Origin of the sequence: Polynucleobacter sp. KF022 (genome assembly GCF_027924105.1) — a bacterium.
Taxonomy (GTDB): domain Bacteria; phylum Pseudomonadota; class Gammaproteobacteria; order Burkholderiales; family Burkholderiaceae; genus Polynucleobacter.
The window spans coordinates 433246-459816 of the sequence record NZ_AP026972.1 but is presented as its reverse complement, the minus strand read 5'-3'; the positions used below and the strand labels follow the sequence as shown (position 1 = coordinate 459816).

The 26571-nt window shown below is 45.9% G+C and carries 26 protein-coding genes; 12 read left to right on the top strand and 14 right to left on the bottom strand.

Features of this window, described 5'->3' with window-relative positions; all coding sequences use genetic code 11:
- Positions 1-28 precede the first annotated feature (28 nt).
- On the bottom strand, positions 29-2632 hold the full coding sequence (clpB, locus tag PKF022_RS02470) for an ATP-dependent chaperone ClpB (RefSeq protein WP_281777090.1): 2604 nt from the start codon (positions 2630-2632) through the stop codon (positions 29-31).
- 93 nt (positions 2633-2725) lie between these two features.
- Between clpB and PKF022_RS02465 the strand changes: the two genes are divergently transcribed.
- Entirely contained in the window at positions 2726-2980 is a 255-nt protein-coding gene (locus PKF022_RS02465; RefSeq protein ID WP_068322262.1) for a GIY-YIG nuclease family protein, read from the top strand.
- A gap of 29 nt (positions 2981-3009) precedes the next feature.
- Here PKF022_RS02465 and PKF022_RS02460 read toward each other — a convergent pair whose 3' ends face one another.
- Genes PKF022_RS02460 through PKF022_RS02430 form a run of 7 tightly spaced genes read right to left on the bottom strand, consistent with a single transcriptional unit; the run spans position 3010 to position 10747 of the window.
- Positions 3010-4668, bottom strand: a complete 1659-nt coding sequence (locus PKF022_RS02460) for a carboxylesterase family protein (RefSeq protein WP_281777089.1) — start codon at positions 4666-4668, stop codon at positions 3010-3012.
- A 32-nt stretch (positions 4669-4700) separates the two neighbouring features.
- Positions 4701-5165: a molybdopterin synthase catalytic subunit MoaE gene (gene moaE, locus PKF022_RS02455; protein ID WP_281777088.1), complete on the bottom strand. Its 465-nt coding sequence runs from the start codon at positions 5163-5165 to the stop codon at positions 4701-4703.
- 1 nt (position 5166) lies between these two features.
- On the bottom strand, positions 5167-5424 hold the full coding sequence (gene moaD / locus PKF022_RS02450) for a molybdopterin converting factor subunit 1 (RefSeq protein ID WP_281777087.1): 258 nt from the start codon (positions 5422-5424) through the stop codon (positions 5167-5169).
- 18 nt (positions 5425-5442) lie between these two features.
- Entirely contained in the window at positions 5443-6666 is a 1224-nt protein-coding gene (gene glp, locus PKF022_RS02445) for a gephyrin-like molybdotransferase Glp (protein WP_281777454.1), read from the bottom strand.
- Between the two features lie 55 nt (positions 6667-6721).
- Positions 6722-8164 (bottom strand): threonine synthase, encoded by a 1443-nt coding sequence (gene thrC, locus PKF022_RS02440; RefSeq protein ID WP_281777086.1) that lies wholly within the window; start codon positions 8162-8164, stop codon positions 6722-6724.
- A gap of 19 nt (positions 8165-8183) precedes the next feature.
- Positions 8184-9494, bottom strand: a complete 1311-nt coding sequence (locus PKF022_RS02435; RefSeq protein ID WP_281777085.1) for a homoserine dehydrogenase — start codon at positions 9492-9494, stop codon at positions 8184-8186.
- The gene (locus PKF022_RS02430; protein WP_215348581.1) at positions 9491-10747 is read right to left on the bottom strand and encodes a pyridoxal phosphate-dependent aminotransferase; all 1257 of its coding nucleotides are present in this window, start codon (positions 10745-10747) and stop codon (positions 9491-9493) included. Before PKF022_RS02430 ends, PKF022_RS02435 begins: the two co-directional genes overlap by 4 nt.
- A gap of 79 nt (positions 10748-10826) precedes the next feature.
- Here PKF022_RS02430 and PKF022_RS02425 point away from each other — a divergent pair, with 79 nt between their 5' ends.
- The 11 genes from PKF022_RS02425 (at position 10827) to PKF022_RS02375 (ending at position 21251) form a co-directional block, all read left to right on the top strand.
- Positions 10827-11204: an Mth938-like domain-containing protein gene (locus tag PKF022_RS02425; RefSeq protein WP_281777084.1), complete on the top strand. Its 378-nt coding sequence runs from the start codon at positions 10827-10829 to the stop codon at positions 11202-11204.
- Positions 11204-12886, top strand: coding sequence for a glycosyltransferase family 39 protein (locus PKF022_RS02420; RefSeq protein WP_281777083.1), 1683 nt, complete (start codon positions 11204-11206; stop codon positions 12884-12886). The genes PKF022_RS02425 and PKF022_RS02420 overlap by 1 nt, the downstream gene beginning before the upstream one ends.
- 24 nt (positions 12887-12910) lie before the next feature.
- Positions 12911-14077 (top strand): DegT/DnrJ/EryC1/StrS aminotransferase family protein, encoded by a 1167-nt coding sequence (locus PKF022_RS02415; RefSeq protein WP_281777082.1) that lies wholly within the window; start codon positions 12911-12913, stop codon positions 14075-14077.
- Between the two features lie 42 nt (positions 14078-14119).
- Positions 14120-15082, top strand: a complete 963-nt coding sequence (locus PKF022_RS02410; protein WP_281777081.1) for a glycosyltransferase — start codon at positions 14120-14122, stop codon at positions 15080-15082.
- The gene (locus tag PKF022_RS02405) at positions 15083-15952 is read left to right on the top strand and encodes a formyltransferase (protein WP_281777080.1); all 870 of its coding nucleotides are present in this window, start codon (positions 15083-15085) and stop codon (positions 15950-15952) included.
- A 25-nt stretch (positions 15953-15977) separates the two neighbouring features.
- Positions 15978-17024 (top strand): bifunctional UDP-4-keto-pentose/UDP-xylose synthase, encoded by a 1047-nt coding sequence (locus PKF022_RS02400; RefSeq protein ID WP_216231417.1) that lies wholly within the window; start codon positions 15978-15980, stop codon positions 17022-17024.
- Positions 17025-17040: 16 nt separating this feature from the next.
- Positions 17041-17958, top strand: a complete 918-nt coding sequence (locus tag PKF022_RS02395) for a polysaccharide deacetylase family protein (protein WP_281777079.1) — start codon at positions 17041-17043, stop codon at positions 17956-17958.
- Positions 17959-17998: 40 nt separating this feature from the next.
- Positions 17999-18466: a peroxiredoxin gene (locus PKF022_RS02390; protein WP_215348566.1), complete on the top strand. Its 468-nt coding sequence runs from the start codon at positions 17999-18001 to the stop codon at positions 18464-18466.
- A 232-nt stretch (positions 18467-18698) separates the two neighbouring features.
- On the top strand, positions 18699-20357 hold the full coding sequence (locus PKF022_RS02385) for a PhoH family protein (RefSeq protein WP_281777078.1): 1659 nt from the start codon (positions 18699-18701) through the stop codon (positions 20355-20357).
- Positions 20338-20871 (top strand): C40 family peptidase, encoded by a 534-nt coding sequence (locus tag PKF022_RS02380; protein ID WP_348773171.1) that lies wholly within the window; start codon positions 20338-20340, stop codon positions 20869-20871. Before PKF022_RS02385 ends, PKF022_RS02380 begins: the two co-directional genes overlap by 20 nt.
- 113 nt (positions 20872-20984) lie before the next feature.
- The gene (locus PKF022_RS02375) at positions 20985-21251 is read left to right on the top strand and encodes a hypothetical protein (protein ID WP_281777077.1); all 267 of its coding nucleotides are present in this window, start codon (positions 20985-20987) and stop codon (positions 21249-21251) included.
- A gap of 106 nt (positions 21252-21357) precedes the next feature.
- Here the strand turns inward: PKF022_RS02375 and dnaB are convergent, their stop codons facing one another.
- From dnaB to PKF022_RS02345, 6 genes are all read right to left on the bottom strand, one after another.
- Positions 21358-23808, bottom strand: a complete 2451-nt coding sequence (gene dnaB, locus PKF022_RS02370; protein WP_348773180.1) for a replicative DNA helicase — start codon at positions 23806-23808, stop codon at positions 21358-21360.
- A 67-nt stretch (positions 23809-23875) separates the two neighbouring features.
- A complete protein-coding gene (gene rplI, locus PKF022_RS02365) occupies positions 23876-24328 on the bottom strand; it encodes a 50S ribosomal protein L9 (protein ID WP_216231411.1) in 453 nt (150 codons plus the stop codon).
- Positions 24329-24341: 13 nt separating this feature from the next.
- A complete protein-coding gene (gene rpsR, locus PKF022_RS02360) occupies positions 24342-24614 on the bottom strand; it encodes a 30S ribosomal protein S18 (RefSeq protein ID WP_011902267.1) in 273 nt (90 codons plus the stop codon).
- Between the two features lie 13 nt (positions 24615-24627).
- Positions 24628-24921, bottom strand: coding sequence for a primosomal replication protein N (gene priB, locus PKF022_RS02355; RefSeq protein WP_072583120.1), 294 nt, complete (start codon positions 24919-24921; stop codon positions 24628-24630).
- A 59-nt stretch (positions 24922-24980) separates the two neighbouring features.
- Positions 24981-25355 (bottom strand): 30S ribosomal protein S6, encoded by a 375-nt coding sequence (gene rpsF, locus PKF022_RS02350; RefSeq protein WP_215361101.1) that lies wholly within the window; start codon positions 25353-25355, stop codon positions 24981-24983.
- A 134-nt stretch (positions 25356-25489) separates the two neighbouring features.
- Positions 25490-26566 (bottom strand): asparaginase, encoded by a 1077-nt coding sequence (locus PKF022_RS02345; protein WP_281777076.1) that lies wholly within the window; start codon positions 26564-26566, stop codon positions 25490-25492.
- Positions 26567-26571 lie beyond the last annotated feature (5 nt).

Below are 26571 nucleotides of genomic sequence, written 5' to 3'. Positions count from 1 at the left end.
TTTTCCTGCTGAAATACTTTTTTACTACTTAATGGACCTGACGAGAAAAGCTAAATTCGCCCGCCTTATCCACATCCACAGGGACTACATCCTTAGGACCGAACTTACCTTCCAAAATCATCTTGGAAACCGGGTTCTCAATATACTGCTGGATAGCCCGCTTCAGCGGTCTTGCTCCAAAGACTGGATCAAACCCAACTTCAGCAATCTTATTCAAAGCCGCATCACTAACCTCAAGCTGCATATAGACTTTTGACAAGCGATCCGACAAGTTTTTGAGCAATATCTTCGCGATATTGGCAATATTACCTTTGTCTAAGCCGTGGAATACCACGATCTCATCGATACGGTTTAAGAACTCAGGACGGAAATGATTTTTCAATTCCTCGAACACTGCTTCTTTGATTTCCGATTGCTTTTTATCAGTCATTGATTGAATCAAATGGGAGCCAATATTACTGGTCATCACAATCACCGTATTCTTAAAGTCCACAGTCCGGCCTTGACCATCAGTCAAGCGACCATCATCCAATACCTGCAAGAGTACGTTAAACACGTCTGGATGTGCTTTCTCAATTTCATCGAACAAGATCACGCTATATGGATGACGACGTACTTGCTCAGTTAAATAACCACCCTCTTCATAGCCTACATAGCCTGGAGGCGCGCCAATTAAACGCGCAACACTATGCTTCTCCATGAACTCACTCATATCAATGCGAATGAGATGATCTTCACTATCAAACAAGAAGCCCGCCAATGCCTTGCAAAGCTCTGTCTTACCAACGCCGGTAGGCCCCAAGAATAAGAACGATCCATAAGGACGATTCTCTTCTGCCAAACCGGCACGTGAACGACGGATTGCATCGGACACTGCACGAATAGCTTCTTCCTGACCAACCACGCGTTTGTGCAAAAGCTCTTCCATCTTGAGTAATTTATCGCGCTCACCTTGCATCATCTTCGACACAGGAATACCTGTCGCACGAGAAACCACTTCGGCAATTTCTTCGGCGCCCACTTGAGTACGTAGTAATTTATTCTTCACTACGCCATCTTTGTCGCCCTTCGCTTCAGCAGCCGCAGCAGATTTGAGTTTAGCCTCGAGCTCGGGCAGCTTGCCATATTGCAACTCAGCAACTTGCTCTAACTTGCCATCTCGCTGTAACTTGGCGATATCAGCCTTAACCTTTTCAATCTCTTCCTTCAGATTGGCAGCGCCCAATACGGCACCCTTCTCTGCTTTCCAGATTTCTTCTAAGTCTGCATATTCGGCACCAAGGCGCTTGATCTCTTCTTCAATGAGGCCTAGACGTTTTTGAGATGCCTCATCTTTTTCCTTCTTAACCGCTTCACGCTCAATCTTGAGTTGAATTAAACGACGCTCGAGTTTATCCATTACTTCAGGCTTGGAATCAATTTCCATCCGAATGCGTGAACCAGCTTCATCGATCAGATCAATTGCCTTATCCGGCAAGAAACGATCAGTAATGTAGCGATGTGACAACTCAGCAGCAGCCACAATTGCTGGATCAGTGATTTCAATACCGTGATGGAGCTCATAGCGCTCTTGCAGACCACGCAAGATAGCGATGGTTGCTTCAACACTAGGCTCTTCCACCATGACTTTTTGGAAACGACGCTCTAACGCAGGATCTTTTTCAATGTACTTGCGATATTCATCTAAGGTTGTAGCACCAATGCAATGCAATTCGCCACGAGCTAAGGCAGGTTTGAGCATATTACCGGCATCCATTGCGCCATCACCCTTACCAGCGCCAACCATCGTATGAATCTCGTCAATAAAGATGATGGTTTGACCTTCATCTTTAGCTACATCACTAAGGACCGCCTTCAGGCGCTCTTCAAACTCACCGCGATACTTCGCGCCAGCCAATAGCAAGGCCATATCCAATACCAAGACACGCTTGTTCTTTAGGGTCTCAGGCACTTCGCCATTGACGATACGCTGCGCCAAGCCCTCAACAATGGCAGTCTTACCTACACCCGGTTCACCAATGAGTACGGGGTTATTCTTACCGCGGCGCTGCAGGATCTGAATGGTGCGACGAATCTCATCATCTCGACCAATCACTGGATCGAGCTTGCCCATACGCGCACGCTCAGTTAAATCCACTGTGTATTTTTTTAAGGCCTCACGTTGACCTTCAGCATCTGCACTATTCACTGATTCTCCTCCGCGCACTAAATCAATAGCGGCTTCTAACGATTTACGATTTAAGCCATTCTCACGAGCAACTTTTCCAAGCTCCCCTTTGTCGTCGGCCACTACCAGCAAAAATAATTCGCCAGCAATAAATTGATCATTTCGCTTATTGGCTTCTTTTTCACATAAATTCAACCAATTACTGAGATCACGACCAACCTGAACTTCCCCGCTAGTGCCCTGCACTTCAGGAAGGTTGCCAATAATCTTTTCTACACCTTTTTCGAGGCCGGCCACATTGACACCCGCTCTTGTTAGCAAGCTCTTTGCACCACCATTAGAATCACGCAACATTGCCAGCAAGACATGGGCTGGCTCAATATATTGGTTGTCTTTGGCTAAAGCGATACTTTGGGCCTCACTTAAGGCCTCTTGAAACTTAGTTGTTAATTTATCTATTCTCATTTATGCACTCCATATATCTATCTATAGAATATAAGGGCAATATCGCCAATTTCAAGGGTTTTTGAGCCCTTTTTCACTCGAATTTGACCCATTTTGACCTGGCTTGTTTACCTACTGGAATGCTCTGATGGCACTTACTATGCTGGCATAACAAACCGCCTAGAGCATCGCCTTGAAGCCCATAACTCAGGGCAAGGCGCTCGCTATACAAGAGCTCGCAGACCAGTTGTCCTTTTAGCTACACAAGAACACCCGGATCGATCTGAAGCCTCAAAAGCAGAGATCAAATTAAAGCAGCTTCCCCGCTCTGAAAAGTTGGCATTCTTTAAAAACAAAAACCACCCTTGAGGGTGGTTGGTTTGCTATTTACTTAAATTTTAGAAAGCATCTTTTACACGCTCGATCGCATAGATTTCTCTTAAATGCAGAGCTTGATAAGCCACCCGTTCTTTAAATAATCCCGAAATCGTTTCTGAGCCAGGTGAAAAATTTCTCATAACGTCCGCATTCAGGTTGTATGTAGGCCAATTCGCCTGACCACTCACATTAGGATTGCCTGTTTTGGCAAATGCTGCCCAACTAGCAGATATCCTCTCTGACATTACTTGATCCTGAAGGTTATTTTTATCCACAATTGGAAACCAGTCTTTTGGCCAGACATGCGTTTTTTTGAACCCAGCAATATCTTTTTCAATTCGATCGCATTGATTCACACCCGTTAAGACCTGCTTAGGGGCTTGGGTTACCAACCCTAAACTACCGAAGACATAAGGTATCTCGTAAGTATGAGGCGCACCCGGTAAAGCGGCTCGAATATTCTGAGTTAAGTAATCAAAGTAATAGGCGTAACCTGGGGCAATGCCATTCATGCTATTTGCCAATAATTTGGTACTGGCGCGATACATCAAATCCTGGATTACAAAAGAATTTAAAATGCATTTATCTTTTACATTGGCATAAAGCTGCTCAATAATCTTTGGGTCTTCGTGCACATTCTTCAAAAAGACATCTAAGGCAGGCTCACCAGGCAACATGAAATCGCTATCAAATGAGTTTGTACCGATCATGAAAGGCACTTTCGCCTGCTTGCCAGCGGCAAACAAAGGAATGGGATCGCCCTTCAAAATCTGACCATCCACAAAAGGACCGCCAAACTCACCGGCATAGTAAGAGTTGCCATCAAGGATTAGTTTTTGAACTGGTAATTTTCTTAACTCGGCTAATGATTTTGCGCCAAGCGAAGCCATAAATTTAGCGCCTATATCCACTTCTGGTGTTAAGCCAAAACGCTTTTCAGTTATTCCCCTTAAAGGACTTTGTTGTGCACTTTGGGCAATCGCCTTGTGGAACAAGCCCTTGGCTGCATCAGAAACCATTAACCAAGTCACACTTCTGCCACCAGCTGATTGACCAAAGATTGTTACGTTATTGGGATCTCCCCCAAATGCCCCAATGTTCCTTTTGACCCACTTTAAAGAGGCAATTTGATCCATGGTGCCGTAATTGCCTACTGGCTCACCCTTAGCTTTTGCTTCTTCAATCAACTCTTTTGAAGCAAAAAAGCCCAATGATCCAAGACGATAGTCAACTGTAATAACGATGACACCATTCTTAACCAAATTGATTGGGGTGAACTGTGGATCTTTAGCACCATCTACGATTAGACCGCCACCATGGAACCAAACCATTACCGGCAAATTCTTACTAGATTTAGAGGGCGCAAAAACGTTGAGCTTTAAACAATCCTCGCTACCTGGCAGACCAAGACCATCATTAAGATTTTTAATATATTGCTGCGGACAGTCGCCACCAAACTTACTAGCATCACGTGTTCCATTCCAAGCAAGCGCTGGCTGCGGAGGGCGCCAACGCAAGTCACCCACGGGAGGGGCTGCATATGGAATATTTTTAAACGCCTGCATGTTGTACTCAATCACACCTTGCAAGCTGCCTGTTTCAATCTTAACAACAGGCCTCTCTGCAGCACATACGCCAATGGCAATACCAGTCAATAGCAAGGCAACTAATTTTTTCATTTGAATCTCACTTGCGATAAATGAAATACTGATTAGGTTTTATTCCAGCGGGCCATCGCAGCCTCGTCAGTTACGCGGGCGTCTACCCAACGAGCACCTTCAGGCGTGTCTTCTTTTTTCCAAAATGGAGCTGCCGTTTTAAGATAGTCCATGATGAACTCGCAGGCAGCAAAAGCTTCTCCCCTATGGGCGCTAGTAACTGCAACCAGAACAATTTGATCCTCGGGTAGGAGCGGACCCACTCGATGAATCACTAGAGTTTGATAGATGTCCCAACGCGCTTTAGCCTGGTCCAAAATTTCTTGCAACGCTTTTTCAGTCATGCCAGGGTAGTGCTCCAGCGTCATGCCTTTCACTTGGCTACCGTCATTCATATCCCGGACCGTTCCCAGGAAAGACACCACCGCACCAACACGTGGATCATTCTTACGAAGCGTCCCTATTTCAGCACTAAGGTCGAAATCGTTTTCCTGAATACGAATAGATGAATTGGACATACTAGCCACCGGTCACCGGAGGAAAGAAAGCTACTTCAGCACCATCTTGCAATGGAGTACCAGCATCAACCATGTGTTGATTAAGGGCACAGCGCAATACCTTACCTTCAGCCAATACTTCAGACCAAGGGTTGCCGCGCTCAATGAGATGCGCCCGAAGTTCGGCAATCGTCTTCACTGTTGCAGGAACAGTGACACTCTCCTGCGAGAGTCCAAGCGCTTCACGCAATGAGGCAAAGAATCGTAATTCAAGTTTCATGAGTTAATCGTAAACCGATTATTTGAGAAGCGCATCAAAAGGAATGTATTTCACCAAATCACCAGCTTTGATTGGCTGATTTGGCGGACAATCAACTAAACCATCACCCCAAGATGCGCTAGTGAGAACGCCTGAGCTTTGATTAGGAAATAAATCCAGACCACCTTGATCATTTATTTTGACCCGCAAGAACTCATTGCGACGATCGGCTTTTAGCCAATCAAAGTCAGCACGCATTAAATACGATTGAGAGAGTTTGGCTTCGCGTCCTTGCAGCTTCAAAATGAATGGGCGAACAAACAATAAGAAAGTTACAAAACTAGAGACCGGATTACCAGGTAGACCAATAAACCAAGCCTCACCGTCTTTTGACTCATTTGATTTGCGTACCGCTCCAAATGCCAGAGGCTTTCCAGGCTTGATTGCGATTTGCCACAGATCCAATCTTCCTTCCGCAGTCACCGCAGGTTTAATGTGGTCTTCTTCACCAACGGATACACCACCGGAGGTAATAATTAAATCGTGATCTTTGCTTGCTTTACGCAACGCTTCACGAGTTGCGTCCAAACGATCGGGAACAATACCTAGATCCGTTGCATCGCAACCCAGGGACTTCAAGCAGGCCAATAAGGTATCGCGATTCGAGTTGTAGATGCCTCCTGGCTTTAAGGGCTCGCCTGGAAGGGCTAACTCGTCACCCGTAAAGAATGCAGCCACCTTTACACGACGCTTAACATTGAGGTGAGTTTGGCCTGCTGAAGCAGCCATACCCAACTCTTGCGGGCGCAAGAATGTACCAGCGACCAGACATGTCTTACCCGCCGTTAAATCCTCACCTCTACGACGAATCCACTGACCCAACGTCGGAGCAATATTGATAGTCACTTGATCGGACTGCCCATCAACCGTGCAATCTTCTTGCATCACTACCGCATCAGCACCGGGAGGAACTGGAGCGCCCGTGAAAATTCTGGCAACTGTGCCGGACTCTAATAGCACGCCTACTGAACCAGCTGGAATGCGTTGCGCAATCTTGAGCGCTTGACCTGGAGTTGCAGTATCCGAACAGCGAACAGCATAACCGTCCATTGAGGTGTTATCCAGCGGCGGAACATCCACCAAGCTTTTTAAGTCTTCAGCCAGCACCCTTCCCAAAGCGGCTTGTGTATTGACCTTCTCACACTCTTTGACCGCTATTGCATGAGAGAGTAAATGGTCTAAGGCCTGCTGCGCTGTCAACATCGGTGGCTTAGTCATAAGGTGATTCCTGATTGCTTAAAGCTTTGGGTTAAATCAATTAACCAAGATGCGTAGTAATGAAAGCTTTAACTTGATTTACATCGGCATCGATATTTTCTACGCGCTGCGGCTTCAATTTAATATCTTTAAAAGCAGGTGGGCACTCGGCGGGACGACCTAGAGCAAGCTCAATCGTCTCTTCAAACTTAATGGGTAATGCCGTCTCCAGGACGATCATTGGAATACCCGCTTGTAAGTGCTCACGTGCAACTTTCACACCATCAGCAGTATGCGTATCGATCATGACGCCATAGCGCTGATCAATGTCGCGAATAGTTGCAAGGCGATTCTCATGTGTACTGCGACCTGATTGGAAGCCGTACTTACCAATTTCTTTAAAAACAGTATCTTTGGAAATGTCAAAGCCGCCAGCCACATCCACTTGCTTAAACATAGCAGCAGTTGCTTTGCCATCTTGACCCATGAAATCAAATACGAAGCGTTCAAAGTTGCTCGCTTTAGAGATATCCATAGATGGGCTGGAGGTGTGCAGCGTTTCTGCTGACTTGCGAGCGCGATAGACGCCAGTTCGGAAGAACTCGTCAAGAACGTCATTCTCGTTGGTAGCAACATTTAAATGTTCAATGGGCAAACCCATCATGCGGGCAATGTGTCCAGCGCAAACATTACCGAAATTGCCTGATGGGACAGTAAATGAAACCTTCTCATTACTAGATTTGGTAGCCAATAAATAACCTTGGAAGTAGTAAACCACTTGAGCCACTACACGACCCCAGTTAATGGAGTTCACGGTACCAATCTGGTTCTTCGCTTTGAAAGCATGATCATTACTGACCGCCTTCACGATATCCTGGCAATCATCAAAGACGCCCGCTACCGCTAAGTTGAAAATATTCGGATCTTGCAAGGAATACATTTGTGCAGATTGGAATGCACTCATCTTGCCGCGCGGTGAAAGCATAAACACCTTTACACCCTCTTTACCGCGCATTGCATATTCTGCAGCACTGCCAGTATCGCCAGAAGTTGCACCCAAAATATTGAGATGCTGACCTTTTTTCTTAAGAGCGTATTCAAAGAGATTGCCAAGCAACTGCATGGCCATATCTTTAAAGGCTAATGTTGGTCCATTTGAGAGACTCAATAAACCAATACGTGTACCTTTTTCCTCGCCCAACCAATGTATTGGGGTAATGTCTTTGGCGTTGTCTTGTGGACGTCCATTGCAATAAACCTGCTCGGTATAAGTTTTACGCAAGAGTGCACGTAAGTCTGCCTCAGGAATATCGTCGGCATACAGACTTAAAACTTCGTAAGCCAAATCAGCATATGACAAACCACGCCAAGAATCTAACTGTGCTGCAGTGACCTTTGGATATTGAACCGGTAAATACAAGCCACCATCAGGCGCCAATCCACCTAACAAAATTTCTAAGAAGGATTGTTGCGGACTATTGCCGCGAGTAGATTGGTAACGCATGTAGTTTGCTAAATTTAACTTAAGACAGATTTTCTAAACGGATCTTCACCACTTCACCGGCAACAGTTTTCAGAGCTTGAATCTCTTTAATTGCAGCAAGCATGTTCTTTTCTTTGGTTTCGTGAGTCAAAGCTACCAAATCCGTCTGACTCTCACCTTCGTCAGCTTCTTTTTGCAAGAGCGCATCGATTGAAACACCATGTGAAGCCAAAATTTTGGTGATGTCAGCCAAGACGCCGGCTTGATCGGCCACGCGCAAGCGCAGGTAATAACTAGTAGTGATCTCGCCAATTGGTAGTACAGGGGTGTCCTGTACAGCATTTGCCTGGAAGGCCAAATATGGAACACGATGCTCAGGATCGGCATTTAATAAGCGGGTGATGTCGACCAAGTCAGCGATTACAGCAGAAGCAGTTGGCTCAGAACCCGCGCCTTTACCGTAATACAAGGTGGTGCCAACTGCATCACCAAATACTTGCACGGCATTCATGGCGCCTTCAACGTTTGCAATCAAACGCTTAGATGGAATGAGTGTTGGGTGTACGCGCAACTCAACACCGGTTGGTGTTTTCTTAGCAATACCTAGCAACTTAATGCGATAGCCTAATTGCTCGGCGTATTTAATATCAATCGCATCTAACTTAGTAATACCTTCAACGTGTGCTTTTTCAAACTGCATTGGAATGCCAAATGCAATCGCACTCATGATGGTCGCTTTATGCGCTGCGTCTACGCCTTCAATATCAAAAGTTGGATCTGCCTCCGCGTAGCCTAAGCGTTGCGCTTCTTTCAGAACTGTTTGGAAATCCAAACCTTTGTCTCGCATCTCAGACAAGATGAAATTCGTTGTGCCATTAATGATGCCGGCAATCCATTCGATGCGGTTGGCAGTTAAGCCCTCGCGCAAAGCTTTAATAATGGGGATACCGCCTGCAACTGCAGCTTCAAAAGCCACCATCACACCTTTGGCATGTGCTGCTTTAAAAATCTCATTGCCGTGTACCGCGATCAATGCCTTATTGGCTGTCACTACGTGCTTACCAGCGGCAATCGCCTCTAGAACTAAGTCCTTAGCAATTCCATAACCACCAATCAATTCAACAACGATATCAATCTCTGGGTTATTAATTACTGCGCGGGCATCACTCACCACTTGTGCGCGATCCTTCACCAACTCTTTGGCACGATCTACATTGAGATCAGCAACGGTATTAATATGAATACCACGGCCAGCGCGACGAGTAATCTCATCCTGGTTACGTTCGAGAACGGTGAATACGCCACCACCAACAGTGCCAATACCTAATAGACCTACTTGAATCGGTTTCATGATGCCTTTGCTGCAGTTGAGGAAGCCTTACGGCTGTGCTTATTACGATAACGCTCCAGAAAACGTGCGAGACGGCCAATAGCCTCCTTGAGCACATCTTCGTGAGGCAAGAACACTACACGGAAGTGGTCAGGCTTGCCCCAGTTAAAACCAGAGCCCTGAACTAACAATACTTTTTCTTCCTTCAAAAGATCGGCAACAAACTGCTGATCATCTTCTATTGGATATACCTCAGGATCAAGTCTTGGAAATAGATACAAAGCTGATTTAGGCTTCACGCAAGTCACACCCGGAATATCAGTAATCAATTTCCATGCGAGATCACGTTGTTTTGCAAGACGACCACCGTCGCCCACCAAGTCATTAATACTTTGATAACCACCTAGTGCAGTTTGAATTGCATATTGGCCTGGCACGTTTGCACACAAGCGCATCGAAGCCAGCATATTCAGACCTTCAATGTAATCACGGACCATTTCTTTATCTCCAGAAACAATCATCCAGCCAGCGCGGTATCCACATGAACGGTAATTCTTGGATAGGCCGTTAAAGGTGATAGTGACTACATCTGTCGATAAAGACGCAAGAGAAATATGCTTCTCACCGTCATACAACATCTTGTCGTAAATCTCATCAGCAAACAAAATCAAACCGTGTTCGCGGGCAATCTGCGTCAGCTCAAGCAAAACTTCTTTGGAATAAATTGCGCCAGTAGGATTGTTGGGATTAATCACCACAATTGCTTTGGTGCGAGGTGTAATTTTTTTACGCAGATCATTTAAGTCTGGAGCCCAATCTTTGGATTCATCACAAAGATAGTGCACAGGCGTGCCACTCGATAAACTCACTGCAGCTGTCCATAACGGATAGTCTGGAGTTGGGACCAATACTTCATCGCCATCATTTAATAGCGCATTCATCGACAGCACGATGAGCTCAGAAACGCCATTGCCGGTATAGACGTCATCCAAGGTCACACCCTGGATACCCTTTTCCTGGCAATACTGCATGATTGCTTTACGAGCAGAAAAGATTCCTTTGGAATCGGAATATGCTGAGGCATTACTTAAATTGCGGATCATGTCCAACTGAATCTCTTCAGGAGGATCAAAACCGAAAACCCCTACGTTTCCGATGTTTAATTTGATGATTTTGTGACCCTCTTCCTCCATGCGCTGAGCAAGCTCGAGCACCGGCCCACGTATGTCATAACAGACGTTATCAAGCTTTTGGGACTTTCGGATTGGTTTCACAATAAATTAAAGGGTAAGTTCTTGAAATATGAGAAAAAACAGCTAGCTATAATCCACATAATTATGACAGAGAGTCCACTTGAAGCTTCAATCTGACCCCCATTCCGGAGCGAATACGATCACTGGCTACGGCGATGGTTACGTAGAGATCAATAAGACTCCTTACGCCCATGCTGTTGTCCTGAGCTCGGATGGTGCCATCTCAGAGTGGTCAGCCCAGTCATTTGATAACTTGGAAGCCTATCACTTCTCGCAACTCGTTGATTTAAAACCAGAATTAATTCTTATTGGGACTGGAAAACACCAGCGCTTTCCCAAACCAGAACTCCTAAAAACTCTGATTTCAGCCAAAATTGGCTTTGAAATCATGGATTCTCAAGCTGCCTGCCGTACTTACAACATTCTGGTGGGTGAAGGACGTCAAGTCTTACTGGCCCTGATTGTGGAGCCTCTTTAATGCAATTTGGCCAAATTCGGCAGTCATCAGCCCTCCATCCAGGCAAGATTTTGCTCTTGGTCATCATTTACGCCCTGCTCTGGTTTGGCACTCTCAACTACCGCCACCTCATTCCATCAGACGAGGGACGCTATGCAGAAATTGCTCGAGAAATGCTGGTTACCGGCGATTGGATTACACCGCGTTACAACGGCTATAAGTATTTTGAAAAACCACCACTACAAGCTTGGGCAACTGCAGCAGCTTTTCAAGTATTCGGTATTGGTGATTGGCAAGCGAGATTGTGGACTGCATTAACAGGCTTTCTGACTATTCTCTTAGTTGGATTTACTGGTGCCCGAATTTATAACGCCAGAACAGGATGGTTAGCAGCAGTGGTATTAGCTTCAAGCCCAATGTGGATCATCAGCGGCCACTTCAATTCATTAGATATGGGCTTGTCTGCTTTTTTGGTGGCTGCTCTGTGTAGCTTATTACTCTCCCAAACCTCCCACAACAAAAACAGCTGCCGAAATTGGATGTGGGCTTGCTGGATATTTATGGCGCTCGCCACTTTATCGAAAGGCGTTATTGGTGCAGCGATTCCTGCGATGGTATTTATGGCTTACTCCATTAGTACCTGGGACTGGAAAATTTGGACTCGACTACGCTTAATTAGCGGAACTATTTTGTTCTTAGCAATCACCGCGCCTTGGTTTGTTTTGGTAGCGCAGCGCAATCCTGAATTTTTAGAATTCTTCTTCATTCATGAGCATCTGCAACGCTTCACACAAGATGCCCACAGCAGAACTGGTCCTATTTATTACTTTGTACCACTACTGTTAATTGGGTTGCTTCCTTGGGTACTTCAAATCCCCGGAGCCATTGCGCAAGCCTGGAGCGAACGCCGCCGCGAATTTTCTGCCGGGTGGTTGTTAGTCTGCTGGTTTGTCGTAATCTTTGCGTTCTTTAGCGTTTCACGTTCTAAATTACCTGGCTACATCATCCCCATTTTCCCAGCCCTTGCTCTCATTATTGGCAACCGTTTAGATCGCTTGCTCGGTCACACTAATACCATGGCAGTGCCATGGAAATTACAAACGCTTGGCTTTGCAATTCTTGGTTGTATTGGTTTTTTCTTTTTAGATGCCATTGGCAAGCAAGCTAGACCTGATGAGATTGAGGCTTATGCGCAATATACGTACTGGGTAATTGCCGCATTGGTAGCGTTAGTTATTTTTAGCATTTATGCCTCTTGGCAAAGTAAGCGCAATGGCATTCAAAGTATCGTGAGTTTTGCTTGCGGATTTTTTCTCTGTGCCATCATCGCAGGCACAGGTCATGAAACATTAGGTCGCGCAGTCTCCGGCATCGATTTAGTTGAACGTGTAAAGGCTTCCATTCCTGAGAAAGTCAATTTCTATTCAGTGCGACTCTTGGATCACACCGTGCCATTCTATTTAGGTAGAACTATGATCATGGTGGAGTCTCCAGATGAGCTCGAGTTTGGCGTTAAGCAAGAACCAGATCTCTGGATGCCTACTCTAGATGCATTTATCGCCCGCTGGAAAGAAGACCAAACGGCCTACGCGATCATGGTTCCAGAACAGTTTGATGCACTTCAGGCACAAAATTTTCCAATGCAAGAAGTTGATCGTGATTCTCGTAGAGTCATTGTGAAACATCCAGAAGCTTCGCAGTAAGCCATTCAAGTAATATAAGTCATCATGTCAGACTCTCGCCAGCCATTCATCCCCTTCACCCGCCCAAGCTTCAATCAAGAAACCATTGATGCCGTTTCAGAAGTATTGCGTTCTGGCTGGGTGACCTCAGGCCCTAAGTTGGCTGAGTTTGAAGCCAGCTTAAGCACCTACTTTGGCGGTCGCCCTGTACGCTGTTTTGCTAACGGCACAGCAACTATGAAGATTGCACTTCAAGTCGCAGGCATTGGTGAAGGTGATGAGGTCATTACAACGCCTATTTCTTGGGTGGCAACATCGAACGTCATTTTGAGTGTTGGTGCTAAACCGGTGTTTGTAGATATTGATCCGGTCACACGCAATATTGATCTCAGCAAAGTATCGACAGCAATTACATCCAAGACTCGCGCCATCATGCCAGTCTATTTAGCCGGCCTGCCTGTCGATATGGATCAACTTTACGCATTAGCCAAACAACATGATCTGCGCGTGATCGAAGATGCCGCACAAGCCTTTGGGTCTCTGTGGAAAGGCAAGAAGATTGGTAGCTTTGGCGACTTAGTCAGCTTTAGCTTTCAGGCGAATAAGAATCTCACCACTGTTGAAGGTGGTTGCCTTGTTCTCAATAATGTAGATGAGGCAAAGCTTGCTGAGAAATTTCGCCTACAAGGATTAACCCGCCAGGGTATGGACGGTATGGATGTCGATGTATTGGGCGGCAAAGATAATTTGACTGATGTGAATGCGGCAATTGGTCTTGAGCAACTCAAGCAACTTCCCTCATATCAAGCACGTCGTGCTGCTTTAGCGCGCCAATACTTTGATGTCATTCGCGCTGAATTAAAAGCTGCTGCATTAGAGAATTTGAAGTTAGAACTTCCAGTTGAAAACTTTACTGAAAGTAACTGGCACATGTTCCAAGTGGTTTTACCGCTTGATCAGTTAAATACAGATCGCGCCCAAGTCATGACTGAGTTAAAAGATTTGGGTATTGGCACTGGCGTTCATTACCCCGCTATTACAGGCTTTACGCTGTATAAAAACCAAGGCTATAAAACCTCCGACACACCGATTGCAGAACGAATCGGTAAATCCATCCTCACCCTCCCCTTGTTTCCTGCAATGGGAGATGAGGATATTGGCCGCATAGCCAGGGGTTTGGTAGGAATTTTGCTGAAATACCGCAAAAACTAGTGTTATTAGGGCTAAGCCCAGAGAATCAGGCAAAATTGCGGCATGACTGCCAATTTAGTTGCCAACCCAACACTCAGTATTGTTATTCCCGTTTACAACGAGGAAGATGGCCTCCAGGCTCTATTTGATCGCCTCTATCCCGCTTTAGATGCACTAGCAGCTAAACGCAAAATCACCTATGAAGTTGTATTTGTGAATGATGGCAGCAAAGATCGCTCCGCCGGCATTCTTTCTAAGCAAGTGGAATTACGTCCCGACGTCACTCGAGCAGTTTTATTTCACAGCAACTTTGGCCAACATATGGCGATCATGGCTGGCTTTGAATATGCCCAAGGGGAATACATCATCACCTTGGATGCGGACTTACAAAATCCTCCTGAAGAAATTGATGCTTTGACAGAGCAATTATTAAAAGGTCATGACTACGTTGGCACTATTCGCGCCGATCGTCAGGACAGCTTCTTTAGAAAATTTGCATCTCGTGCGATGAATCGCTTACGTGAAAACATCACCCGCATCACGATGACTGATCAAGGCTGTATGCTGCGTGGCTATAGTCGTCGCATTGTTGATTTGGTTCGTCAATGTGATGAGAGCAATACTTTTATTCCGGCGCTGGCCTATACCTTTTCTGCTAACCCAGTGGAAATCTCAGTGAAACACGAAGAGCGTTTTGCAGGTGAATCTAAGTACACCCTGTATCAACTCATTCGCTTAAACTTTGACTTGGTTACCGGGTTTTCAATCATGCCACTGCAGATCTTTTCGATTCTCGGCATGCTCTTATCTCTTGCTGCTGGCAGCCTTTTCGCCTACCTACTAGTACGTCGCTTCGTTTTAGGCGCTGAGGTTGAGGGAGTATTTACCCTCTTCGCGCTGACCTTCTTCCTGATTGGCGTCATGCTCTTTGGGCTTGGTCTTTTAGGTGAATATATTGGTCGTATCTATCAGCAAATTCGCAAACGTCCACGTTATGTTGTGCAAACTGTTTTAGAGAAAAAGTAATTGCACGCAGTCGTCTTTGCTTATCACGATGTAGGCGTTAATTGCCTGAAAGCACTTCTCGGTGCCGGCATACAAGTTGACCTCGTGGTCACCCATCAAGATGATCCCAATGAAAATGTTTGGTTTGGGAGTGTGGCCAAACTGTGTGCCGAGAAAAATATTCCATACATCACACCAAATGCAAATGAATTGGTAGACCTCATTCCGAAGTTTCAAGCGCTGGCACCGGATTACATCTTTTCCTTCTACTATCGCTTCATGATTCCGGAGCAGATTCTGAAGTGCGCAAAAATTGCTGCACTTAATATGCATGGCTCACTACTACCAAAATATCGTGGACGTGCCCCAATCAACTGGGCAATCTTGCATGGTGAGGCTGAAACTGGAGCAACCTTGCATGTCATGGAAGCAAAGCCGGATGCGGGAGATATTGTTGGGCAAGCGGCCGTCGGCATCGACCCAGATGAAACTGCTACTGATGTATTTGGCAAAGTGAGCCAAGCTGCCGTGACCGTCATTGAGCAAGCTTTGCCCAGCCTGTTAGAGGGCAAAGTTCCTCGAAAGCCTAATGAACTCCAAAAAGGTAGCTATTTTGGGGGTCGAAAGCCCGCAGATGGTCAAATTCACTGGAATCAGACTGCCAAACAGGTCCATGACCTTGTCAGAGCAGTTGCACCCCCGTATCCAGGCGCTTTTACAGACCATGACAATAAGACCATGATCGTCGCCCGTACCAGCCTACATGGGGCATTTCCAGCCAATCTCGATCTTGGGGTTTGCGGCATCCAAGTGGTTGATAATCGAGTATTCGGCATTTGTGGCGACCATCAAGCGGTAGAAATCCTGGAATGGTTTCCAGTAAGCAAATAAATTAGATTAAAACGAGGCAGTAAAGATGAAAAAAGTACTCATTCTTGGCGTTAACGGTTTTATTGGTCACCACCTTTCAAAGCGCATTCTCGAGACAACCGACTGGGATGTCTATGGAATGGATATGCAAAACGATCGCCTTGGTGACTTAATTAATCATCCACGTATGCATTTCTTTGAAGGTGATATCACCATCAACAAAGAATGGGTTGAGTATCACATTCGTAAATGTGATGTCATTCTGCCTTTAGTTGCGATTGCCACACCTGCAACTTATGTACAGCAACCTCTCAAAGTGTTTGAGCTCGACTTCGAAGCTAACCTTCCGATCGTGCGCTCCGCAGTCAAATACAAAAAGCATTTGGTGTTCCCATCCACTTCTGAAGTGTATGGAATGTGTGAAGATAGTGAATTCGATCCCGCTAAATCCAATATGGTTTACGGCCCAATCAATAAGCCACGCTGGATCTACGCTTGCTCCAAGCAGTTAATGGATCGTGTGATTTGGGGCTATGGCATGGAAGGTCTGCGCTTCACCCTCTTCCGTCCATTTAACTGGATTGGCCCAGGCCTTGATAGCATTTACACACCAAAAGAAGGCTCTTCACGCGTAGTGACTCAGTTCTTGGGTCATATTGTTCGCGGCGAATCCATCAACGTGGTTGACGGTGGTGCCCAGAAGCGCGCCTTTACTTATGTTGACGATGGTATCGACGCCTTAATGCGCATCATCGACAACAAAGATGGTGTTGCAAATGGCAAGATCTACAACATCGGCAATCCAAAGAACAATCACTCTATTCGCGAACTAGCGAATCAGATGTTAGAAATCGCTCGTAGCATTCCTGAATATGCGAAGACTGCGAATGAAGTGAAGATTGTGGAAACTACATCTGGCGCTTACTACGGTGAAGGCTATCAAGATGTTCAGAACCGTGTTCCGGCGATTGACAACACGATGAACGAACTGGGTTGGAAGCCAACCACCACGATGTCTGATGCGCTCAAGAATATTTTTGAAGCGTATCGTGAAGACGTAGAAAAAGCGCGCACCTTAGTCGATAAAGAATAAGTAAATTTAAGAGTTCATGGCTAAGATTGCTCTCAAGGTTGATGTTGATACCTTACGCGGCACCAAAGAAGGTGTACCCAATCTAGCTCGTACTCTAGAGCGTTTTGGACTCAAAGCGACCTTTCTCTTTAGTCTTGGCCCTGATCACACTGGCTGGGCCTTAAAGCGTGTATTCCGCCCAGGTTTTCTGAAAAAAGTAAGTCGTACCTCTGTTGTAGAACACTACGGCATTAAGACCTTGCTCTATGGCGTTCTGCTACCAGGACCAGATATTGGCAAGAGAGCTGCAGTAGAAATGCGTGCCATTGATCAAGCAGGTCACGAGACTGGCATTCATACCTGGGATCACGTTGCTTGGCAAGATGCAGTGCGTACTCAAGATGTGACATGGACCAAAGCCATGATGCAAAAAAGTTGGGATCGCTTTGTAGAAATTTTTGGTCATGCACCAGTGACTTATGGTGCCGCTGGTTGGCAAATGAATGAGGCAGCTTTTGAGCAGCTCGATCAATGGGGTATTGCTTATTCCTCTGATGGCAGAGCAGAACCAAACCTCATGCCTTATCGACTTAATCTGTCTTCAGGCAAAGCTAAGCATGTCCAATATCCGACAACACTCCCCACTTTTGATGAGTTGATTGGCATCGACGGTGCAGATGAATTTGGTGCAGTGAAAAAGCTTTTAGAGATTACTCAAAGCAACCCTAACGACCAAGTCTTCACCCTGCACGCTGAACTAGAAGGGCAAAAGCTTTTGCCTGCCTTTGAACAGCTATTGGCTGGATGGCTAAATCAAGGTCATGATCTAGTCACTATGGGCCAACTTCACAAATCCTGGGAAGCCACCAAACAACTCGATAAAATAGCTGTATTACCGCTTACATGGGGTGAAATACCTAACCGCAGCGGCGATTTAATCATTCAAAATAATTAATAATCCATTAAGCATTAGAGACAACTAAAGAAGGATCATCATGACAGTAGCTATCGGTAAACCTATGCCGCAGTGCGCGATTCCAGCAACCTCTGGATTGACGTTTTCACCTGCGTCTGCCAAAGGCAAAAAACTGGTTCTCTACTTTTATCCAAAAGATATGACTCCTGGCTGCACAGCCGAGTCCGGAGAATTTAGAGACAATATTGAAGCATTCACCAAAGCTAATACTCTGGTGGTAGGGGTTTCCCGAGATAGCCTCAAGTCACACGATAACTTCCGCAGCAAATTGCAGCTCCCTTTCGAGCTAGTTGCCGATACCGAAGAAAAACTTTGCCAGATCTTTGGTGTGATGAAAATGAAGAATATGTACGGCAAACAAGTCCGTGGCGTAGAGCGCAGCACCTTCTTATTTGACTCCTCAGGGAATCTGGTTAAAGAGTGGCGCGGTCTTAAGGTTCCAGGCCATGTGACAGAGGTGTTACAAGCGGCCCAAGCCACTAAATAATTTTTACAACAATTTGTTCTGAGGTGCTTGCAAACCCCAAAATTTGGGGTAAAGTGATTCATATGCACCGTAAACGACGGGAAAGTCTGACAATCCGTTTGAATCAGAAACCTGAATATCTCAGATCAGGTGCGGAGAGTAACCCCCTCCGTTTTTTAAGTCTCGATGCAACCAGTTTCGTAATAAACCGTCAATGCACTCCGCTTGGCGGTTTTTTCTTTTAGGAGAGTCCATGCCACTGCCCCCAATCCCCACTCAAATTGCTGATCAAGTGAAACTCAGTCGCAAAGATACTCCTGACTTAAAGAAGCGCCCTGCTCCAGCAAAACCAGTGGTAGTAGAAGCAGTTGATTGGACCAATGATGCTGAGGAAGATTTAACTGAGGCAGAAGTAGCTCTCGAAAAAATTAAGGCGGATCATCGCCCTCTTCGACATGAGCGCAATGAAAGTAAAGCGCCAGCTCCTGCAAAACCAAAGCGCGTAATCCGCACTGGACCACCCAGCCTGTTTGTCTTAGACACTAACGTGCTAATGCATGATCCAAGCTCCCTGTTCCGCTTCTCAGAGCATGACCTGTATTTACCGATGACCACTCTGGAAGAGCTGGATAACCATAAAAAAGGGATGACTGAGGTTGCGCGCAATGCTCGTACCGTCAGCAGATCTCTAGATCAGCTTATTGCTGGCACCAGCGGCACCTTGGATGATGGTATTCCACTCAATAAATTAGGCAACCAAGATGTCACAGGTCGCTTATTTTTCCAGACTAAATTAACTACACAGGCTTTGCCAGAGGGCTTACCTGAAGGCAAAGGTGACAACCTTATTCTCGCCGTCGTTAGTGAGCTGCAAAAAACACGTAAGGGTCAAGAAGTGGTGCTGGTATCTAAAGATATCAACATGCGCATTAAAGCCCGTGCACTTGGCTTACCTGCTGAAGACTACTTCAATGACCAGGTATTAGAAGATCGCGATCTCATGTATGCCGGCGTGATGACATTGCCGGCTGATTTTTGGCCTAAGCATGGCAAAGACATGGAGAGCTGGGCTGATTCCAAATCTGGCACGATGTTCTACCGAGTGACTGGTCCGTCTGTAAATAGCATGCTGGTAAATCAATTTGTTTACCAAGAAAATCCTGATGGTTCCACGCCTTTCTATGCCCAAGTCAAAGAAATTAATGGCAAAACTGCTCTCTTACAAACTTTAAGAGACTTCTCACATCAGAAGAACAATGTCTGGAGCGTTACTGCACGTAACCGCGAGCAGAACTTTGCGATGAACTTGCTCATGAATCCAGACGTGGACTTTGTCACTCTGCTTGGGCAAGCAGGAACAGGAAAAACCTTACTGGCATTAGCAGCAGGTCTTGAACAGGTGCTTGATAGCAAGCGTTATAACGAGATCATCATCACTCGCGCTACAGTACCTGTTGGCGAAGACATTGGCTTCCTACCAGGCACCGAAGAAGAAAAAATGCAGCCTTGGATGGGTGCATTTGACGATAACCTCGAAGTTTTGCAGCGCAATGATGATGGAGCTGGCGAATGGGGTCGCGCTGCCACTCAAGAACTTATTCGCTCGCGCATTAAAGTGAAAAGCATGAACTTTATGCGGGGCAGAACTTTCGTAAGTAAGTTTGTCATCATCGATGAAGCACAAAACCTCACACCAAAGCAAATGAAAACTCTGGTTACCCGCGCGGGACCAGGAACCAAAATTGTTTGCTTAGGAAATATTGCTCAGATCGACACTCCATACTTAACAGAGGGCTCCTCTGGCTTAACTTATGTAGTTGATCGCTTCAAGGGTTGGCGTCATGGTGGTCATGTGACTCTAGCTCGAGGTGAGCGCTCTCGTCTTGCGGATCATGCTGCTGACGCACTCTAAGCAAACCCCCTCATGCCGCACTCTTCTTGGGTGCGGCATTTTTATTTGCAGCTTACTCATCCTAAGCGGATGTAGCACGTTCAGCAGTAAATCAGGATCCTCCTCCAGAGTCTCTCAATTCAAGCAAGACACTAGTGTTGGTACTGAAGATATCTCAATAGCAGCGGTAGGTTTAGTGGATGTACCTTACCGCTATGGCGGCAATACACCAAAAGGTGGTTTTGATTGCAGCGGTCTGATTGTTTATGTCTATAACAAAGCAGCTGGTATCAAACTGCCTCGTACTATTCAGCTGATGAGTACCAAAGGAAGGAGTATTGAAGGTCAACCACCTGCTCCAGGTGATCTAGTTTTCTTTAATACTACCGGTGAAAAATATTCCCACGCTGGTATCTATGTTGGACAAGGTAGATTTGTGCATGCTCCAAGTGCCGGCGGAACCGTACGCCTAGATTACATCACCTCACCTTATTGGGCAGCCAAATTTACTGAGGCCCGTCGTATAACACCCTGATAGCGAGATTCTTAAGGGTTAATAGCGCTTTCCCTATATTTCCTAAATTCATAATTTTGATTACAGTAATTTATCGAGCAATCCATTAACTGAATACCCTCACAGGAGATGTCATGAAAAGTATCATCGTCGCTTTAAGTATTACACTGAGTTTTGCAATCCCTACTTATGCATTTGCTGATCAAGCCGCTTGCGAAGCTAAAGCAGTCAGCAAAGATGGCAAGCCACTGTATGGCGCAGCTAAAGATGCCTCTATTAAGAAATGCATGAGTGATGCCAAGCCGAATGATTGCGAAGCTAAAGCAGTAAGCAAAGATGGTAAGCCACTGTATGGCGCAGCTAAAGATGCTTCCATCAAAAAATGTATGGGTGGTAAATAAGATTACTTATTACGATCTAATTTTTGATCCATTAAAAAAGCCTCACACTGTGAGGCTTTTTCTTTATCTGTTTATGTTTCAGTTTATTTTTTTATTGTTTCTTTACCTAGAACGGCTCGTAACCACCAGAAGAGTAACCGATAGAGCCCATCGCCAAGTTATCAAACTTGGTATACGGACCTTGCCAGCTTAAGCGCACTGTACCGATTGGGCCGTTACGTTGCTTACCAATAATGATCTCTGCAATACCTTTATCTGTCGTAGTATCTGGGTGATAAACCTCATCACGATAGATGAACATAATTAAGTCGGCATCTTGCTCAATAGCACCGGATTCACGCAAGTCGGACATGATCGGACGCTTATTAGGACGCTGCTCAAGGCCACGATTTAACTGGGAGAGGGCTACTACTGGGCATTGCAATTCTTTTGCAAGAGATTTCAGTGAGCGAGAGATTTCAGAGATTTCTGTTGCACGGTTTTCTGATCCAGAACCACTCATCAACTGCAAGTAGTCGATCACCACCAATCCAAGAGTGCCGCCAAAGTTTCTGGCGATACGACGTGCACGTGCGCGCAACTCTAGACTTGATAAAGAACCAGTCTCATCAATCAAAATTTGGGTATTACTTAAGCGCGCAATTGCATCAGTAACGCGTGGCCACTCATCATCCTGCAACTTGCCAGTACGCATGCGACCTTGATCTACGCGCCCTACCGATCCTAGTAAACGCGCTGCTAATTGTTCGCCTGACATCTCCATCGAGAAAACAACGACCGGCAATCCTTCAGCAAGAGCAACATTCTCCGCAATATTCAAGGCAAAGGCAGTGTTGTGAGTAACGACATAATCATTCGTTACATAAGTTCTTTGTGGGTGGCTAACTGAAATACATTGCGCCTCAGACATCCTAGAAGGCTCAATACTTTGAAATGAAAGTCTACGTTGGCGATCCCAGCTCGCTCTTAATCTTTCAGTCTTTTCAGGCAGAGTAAAGGCTTGAAAACCGGGGCCAAAACTCATATTTAAAACATAAGATAGACGACCTTGCTTCTTTTCACCCTTATAGGTATAGCTGGTTTGCTTGTACGCTATTGAGCAAAAACCCCCTAACGACCTAGCTAAAGCTGCAACATCTTCAGACAATTGCTTACTTGCCGTACAAAAGCGAATAGAGCCCCACTTCTCAATCCATCCATCGGTATCCATCAAACCTTGGAACAATGCAAGTCGAGAAGTCTTATTGGCCTCAAGATAAGTTGCTGGAATGTGTTTATCAAAACTTCTGCAGCCAAGAACGCCTATATCCTGCAATGCAGACCTGAAATAATTTTCTGGAACTGCTTGGCGTGCGCCATTGGCGGCGATTCTGGCCTTAGAGACAAGCCTCCAGTCGTACGCATTAGCGTGAGCCAACTCCATCTCAAAGCCCGCAAGCATATTTATGCGATCTATAAGCTCGGGAGACTTGGTTGAAAACATCACCGAGCTGTGAGATAGAGCCAACGTTCCATCTCCAAGCAACGCACCCAAAACCCACGGATGAACTGGCAATGCATTCGAATGTCCAAAATCACCTGAGACAGGATCAATCCATAATCTGTTTTTATATCGAACACATTGCAGCATTTCCATCAATCGGACGGTATTAATAACGCGTGGCTCAGACCAATCTCGATACATCACACGCCATAGGTGCTCATCGCAACACTCAGCCACTCGCCCATCGGAGAAGGTGACTTTATAAATCTGTTTAATACCTTGTGGATAAATACCGGTGACCATTGAATGCTGACCATCGACAGAGGCGAGGCGATCACCAAACTTCAGATCACCCATCAGCTTCCAACCATCAACCGTTTTCACTTTTGCGTCTAGTGGTTGCGCCTTACCCATAGACGGACGACCAGCAACAATCACGAGGTCGCCTTTTTGTAGGCCACTAGTTTGCTTATCTAAATCTAAGAAGCCAGTTGCAATGCCAGTAATGTCGCTACCGCCTTGGCGGTTATAGAGCTCATCAATGCGGGCTACAACAGCTTTGAGTAAAGGCTCAATCTCGAGGTAATCCGCTTTGCGACTACCCTCTTCACCAATTTGCAAAATGCGTGATTCTGCTTCATCCAAAAGCGTTCTAACAGTACGCCCCTCTGGAACGAATGCAGAATTTACAATGCTGTCTGAAACTTCAATCAAGCGACGCAGAATACTGCGGTCACGAACAATGTCGGCATAGCCTTTAATATTCGCTGCGCTAGGTGTGTTTTGCGCTAAAGAATTGAGATAGTCAATACTGACTAAGTCGCCACCCTGTTCAGACTTCACAGCGTCGTAAACAGTGATCACGTCAGCAGGATGATTGTCACCAACCAAACGTGCAATGACCTTGTAGATCAGAGCATGCTCAGGGCGATAGAAATCTTTATCGTTCAATACTCCGCCAAGGTTATCCCAAGAGGAGTTATCAATAAGTAGACCACCGAGCAGAGATTGCTCGGCTTCTACCGAATGTGGTGGAACTTTTAAAGCCTGCACGACTGCATCCCCAGAACCCATCATGCCGGGATTCAGCGTAACGGAACGTGAACGGGATTCAGCCATGAGGCTAGTTTACAGACTTAACTTAAGCTTGCTCGCCAACTACACGAATAGTGATGTCTGTAACTACGTCGGTATGAACAGCAACCGCTACAGGGTGATCACCAACCATTTTCAATGGGCCAGTAGGCATGCGAACTGAAGACTTCTCAATTGTGAAGCCTTTAGCTTTCAAAGCATCAGCGATGTCATGATTGGTTACAGAACCAAACAAACGACCGTCAACACCTGCTTTTTGACCGATTTCGAGAACCAAGTCTTTGAGCTTGATGCCAACTGCTTCAGCAGCAGCCAATTTCTCAGCAGCCAATTTCTCCAACTCAGCACGACGTACTGCAAAGTCAGCAATAGCTGCTTCAGTCGCACGACGAGCTTTACGTTGTGGGATTAAGAAGTTACGAGCGAAACCGTCTTTAACGCGAACGATGTCGCCGAGGTTGCCCAGGTTTGTTACTTTTTCTAAAAGAATGATTTGCATTGAGGGCTCCTAATTATTTCTTGTGTTGATCGGAGAATGGCAACAAAGCCAAGTAACGAGCACGCTTGATAGCAGTGTCTAATTGACGCTGATACTTTGCTTTTGTGCCTGTCAAACGAGCAGGAGTGATCTTGGCGTTTTCGCCAATGAAGTCCTTCAATGTATCTACATCTTTGTAATCAATCTGTTCTACGCCAGCAACAGTGAAACGGCAATAACGCTTACGCTTGAACAATGGGTTCTGAGCTGGTTTCTTTTTGAAATCGGGTTTCTTTCCAAACGCCATGATGATTTCCTCTTTAATTTTTCAATTGAATATGGGTAATATGGAAAACAAGTCTTTGATTACGTAGAGTCTTGGGTGCTAAGAATCCCTCAAACACTGCCTCAGTTCCTAAATCCATTCGCTCTAGATCCTTTTGTATCGGACCGATTGTGATGGCTTCAACGTTCATCTGAATTTTCCTCGCTACTCCTACCTCGTTTGCCTGGCCGCTATGTTCTAGCTGACAATGCATCACCGGTATTCCTGCTGGTGTAAATCGAATCGCGTCTTTAGATACCAAGATTGCAGTTAGGGTGAAATGATTCAACGCCGCTCCGCTTCTCTGATACGTTTTCTAGTCTGTGTATTCCTCTTCAAATTTCTAACTTAGGCTGCCGCTACAGGAGCGTCGGCTTGAGCTGATTTGCGCGCTTCTTCGCGTTGCACTTCTTTCATCATGATGGAAGGCTCTGTTTCAGCTTTCTTTGTCTTGATGATGAGGTGACGCAAAACAGCATCGTTAAATTTGAACGCATGCTCGAGCTCTTCCAGAGTTTTCTGGTCGCACTCAATGTTCATACAAACGTAATGGGCTTTAGCAAGCTTGTCGATCATGTAAGCCATCTGACGACGACCCCAGTCTTCCATACGATGAATTTTGCCGCCCGCAGCTGCTAATGTAGCTTTGTAACGATCGATCATCGCTGGCACTTGCTCGCTTTGGTCCGGATGGACGATAAAGACGATTTCATAATGACGCATCAAACACTCCTTAAGGATTAAGTCACCTGGGCGTCTTGCTAAGTTCTGATGGTTGTGAACTCAGCGCCAGTGTGACAAGGTAGTAACAAATTGTAGGTAGTACTTACAACACTTTTACAGCCGCTTTTCAGCGCTTACCGAATAACAGGCAAGACCGCTATTCTAGCAAAAAAATCCTGCCAAGTCAGGGATTTACCAGCGGCCTGAGCATGTTTTTCAGCATTGAGAGCTAATTGAAGCGCAATTCTGGCTCTGGGTGCTGAAAGACTGCCGGACGCCAAGCATCCAGAGATATCCTTTTCAGGGAGATTGGGAACGGTTTCTCCCGCCCCGGTTCTTGTAGTTCGCACCAGAGCAATCCCATGCTTGACTGCCGCCACCAGAGAATCCCTCCAGGCATCATGAAAGCCCCCCATGCCTGTACCGGCAAGCACTAGACCCTTTACTTTGGAGCTTAGCCATTGGGTAATCGTCTCCGCACGAGCGCCAGCATGACTAGTCAATATTTCTACCCAAGGCCATTCATTCTCTTTAGGAATCGGCAAATCCTCTACCCAAAGGGCTTGAACCGCCTTTACCCCAGAAAGCCACGAAGGATTAATCAACCCAACGGAGCTGCTTGGAGACCCCTGAATGGGTGCATTTAAGGCGCTGCCGTGTCGTTTAGCTAAATCCATAGCTAAACAGCCCCTGCCATCCATAACGGCATAAATACCACCGGGGCAGTTATCGATTGGGGTAGATGCCCAGCGAATAGCGTCCAGTAAATTGGATGGGCCATCTGCTTTAGGCGCATTTGCCGGCAACATGGCGCCGGTCAAGATGACCCTCTTGCCTAAATTTTGAGCATTTTTACCACAAGTCAGCTGTAAAAAGACGCCTGTTTCTTCGATAGTGTCAGTTCCGTGAGTGACCACTATGCCTTTAACCAAGGCATCAGCAAGGGACTCCTGAACAGCATTGCCAAGTTGCGTTAACAAGGCTTCAGTCAAGTTGCGACTATTGATGTTGGCCAACTGTCTAGAAACGAGCTTGACGCCTTCGGGCACCGCAGATTGGATTTGGGCTAACAAGGAAGTAATTTCAACTTGGCCCGCTTCATACTCCATTGGCTTTTCTGTTGGGTGCGGCGCCAAACCTGCAATTGTGCCGCCCATGCCTAGCACCAGGATATAAGGTGAAGTTTCTAAATGGTTTTCAATTGAGCTCATGCCCC

Excerpts from the sequence above, each read along its gene's own strand:
- PKF022_RS02390 (WP_215348566.1), top strand. The coding sequence starts at position 17,999 with ATGACAGTAGCTATCGGTAAACCTATGCCGCAGTGCGCGATTCCAGCA.
- rplI (WP_216231411.1), bottom strand. The coding sequence starts at position 24,328 with ATGCAAATCATTCTTTTAGAAAAAGTAACAAACCTGGGCAACCTCGGC.
- rpsF (WP_215361101.1), bottom strand. The coding sequence starts at position 25,355 with ATGCGTCATTATGAAATCGTCTTTATCGTCCATCCGGACCAAAGCGAG.
- PKF022_RS02435 (WP_281777085.1), bottom strand. The coding sequence starts at position 9,494 with ATGAAACCGATTCAAGTAGGTCTATTAGGTATTGGCACTGTTGGTGGT.
- PKF022_RS02410 (WP_281777081.1), top strand. The coding sequence starts at position 14,120 with ATGACTGCCAATTTAGTTGCCAACCCAACACTCAGTATTGTTATTCCC.
- moaE (WP_281777088.1), bottom strand. The coding sequence starts at position 5,165 with ATGTCCAATTCATCTATTCGTATTCAGGAAAACGATTTCGACCTTAGT.
- PKF022_RS02395 (WP_281777079.1), top strand. The coding sequence starts at position 17,041 with ATGGCTAAGATTGCTCTCAAGGTTGATGTTGATACCTTACGCGGCACC.
- dnaB (WP_348773180.1), bottom strand. The coding sequence starts at position 23,808 with ATGGGTTCTGGGGATGCAGTCGTGCAGGCTTTAAAAGTTCCACCACAT.
- PKF022_RS02380 (WP_348773171.1), top strand. The coding sequence starts at position 20,338 with ATGCTGCTGACGCACTCTAAGCAAACCCCCTCATGCCGCACTCTTCTT.
- clpB (WP_281777090.1), bottom strand. The coding sequence starts at position 2,632 with ATGAGAATAGATAAATTAACAACTAAGTTTCAAGAGGCCTTAAGTGAG.
- rpsR (WP_011902267.1), bottom strand. The coding sequence starts at position 24,614 with ATGGCGTTTGGAAAGAAACCCGATTTCAAAAAGAAACCAGCTCAGAAC.
- thrC (WP_281777086.1), bottom strand. The coding sequence starts at position 8,164 with ATGCGTTACCAATCTACTCGCGGCAATAGTCCGCAACAATCCTTCTTA.
- PKF022_RS02420 (WP_281777083.1), top strand. The coding sequence starts at position 11,204 with ATGCAATTTGGCCAAATTCGGCAGTCATCAGCCCTCCATCCAGGCAAG.
- PKF022_RS02415 (WP_281777082.1), top strand. The coding sequence starts at position 12,911 with ATGTCAGACTCTCGCCAGCCATTCATCCCCTTCACCCGCCCAAGCTTC.
- PKF022_RS02375 (WP_281777077.1), top strand. The coding sequence starts at position 20,985 with ATGAAAAGTATCATCGTCGCTTTAAGTATTACACTGAGTTTTGCAATC.
- PKF022_RS02400 (WP_216231417.1), top strand. The coding sequence starts at position 15,978 with ATGAAAAAAGTACTCATTCTTGGCGTTAACGGTTTTATTGGTCACCAC.
- moaD (WP_281777087.1), bottom strand. The coding sequence starts at position 5,424 with ATGAAACTTGAATTACGATTCTTTGCCTCATTGCGTGAAGCGCTTGGA.
- glp (WP_281777454.1), bottom strand. The coding sequence starts at position 6,666 with ATGTTGACAGCGCAGCAGGCCTTAGACCATTTACTCTCTCATGCAATA.
- PKF022_RS02385 (WP_281777078.1), top strand. The coding sequence starts at position 18,699 with ATGCCACTGCCCCCAATCCCCACTCAAATTGCTGATCAAGTGAAACTC.
- PKF022_RS02460 (WP_281777089.1), bottom strand. The coding sequence starts at position 4,668 with ATGAAAAAATTAGTTGCCTTGCTATTGACTGGTATTGCCATTGGCGTA.
- PKF022_RS02345 (WP_281777076.1), bottom strand. The coding sequence starts at position 26,566 with ATGAGCTCAATTGAAAACCATTTAGAAACTTCACCTTATATCCTGGTG.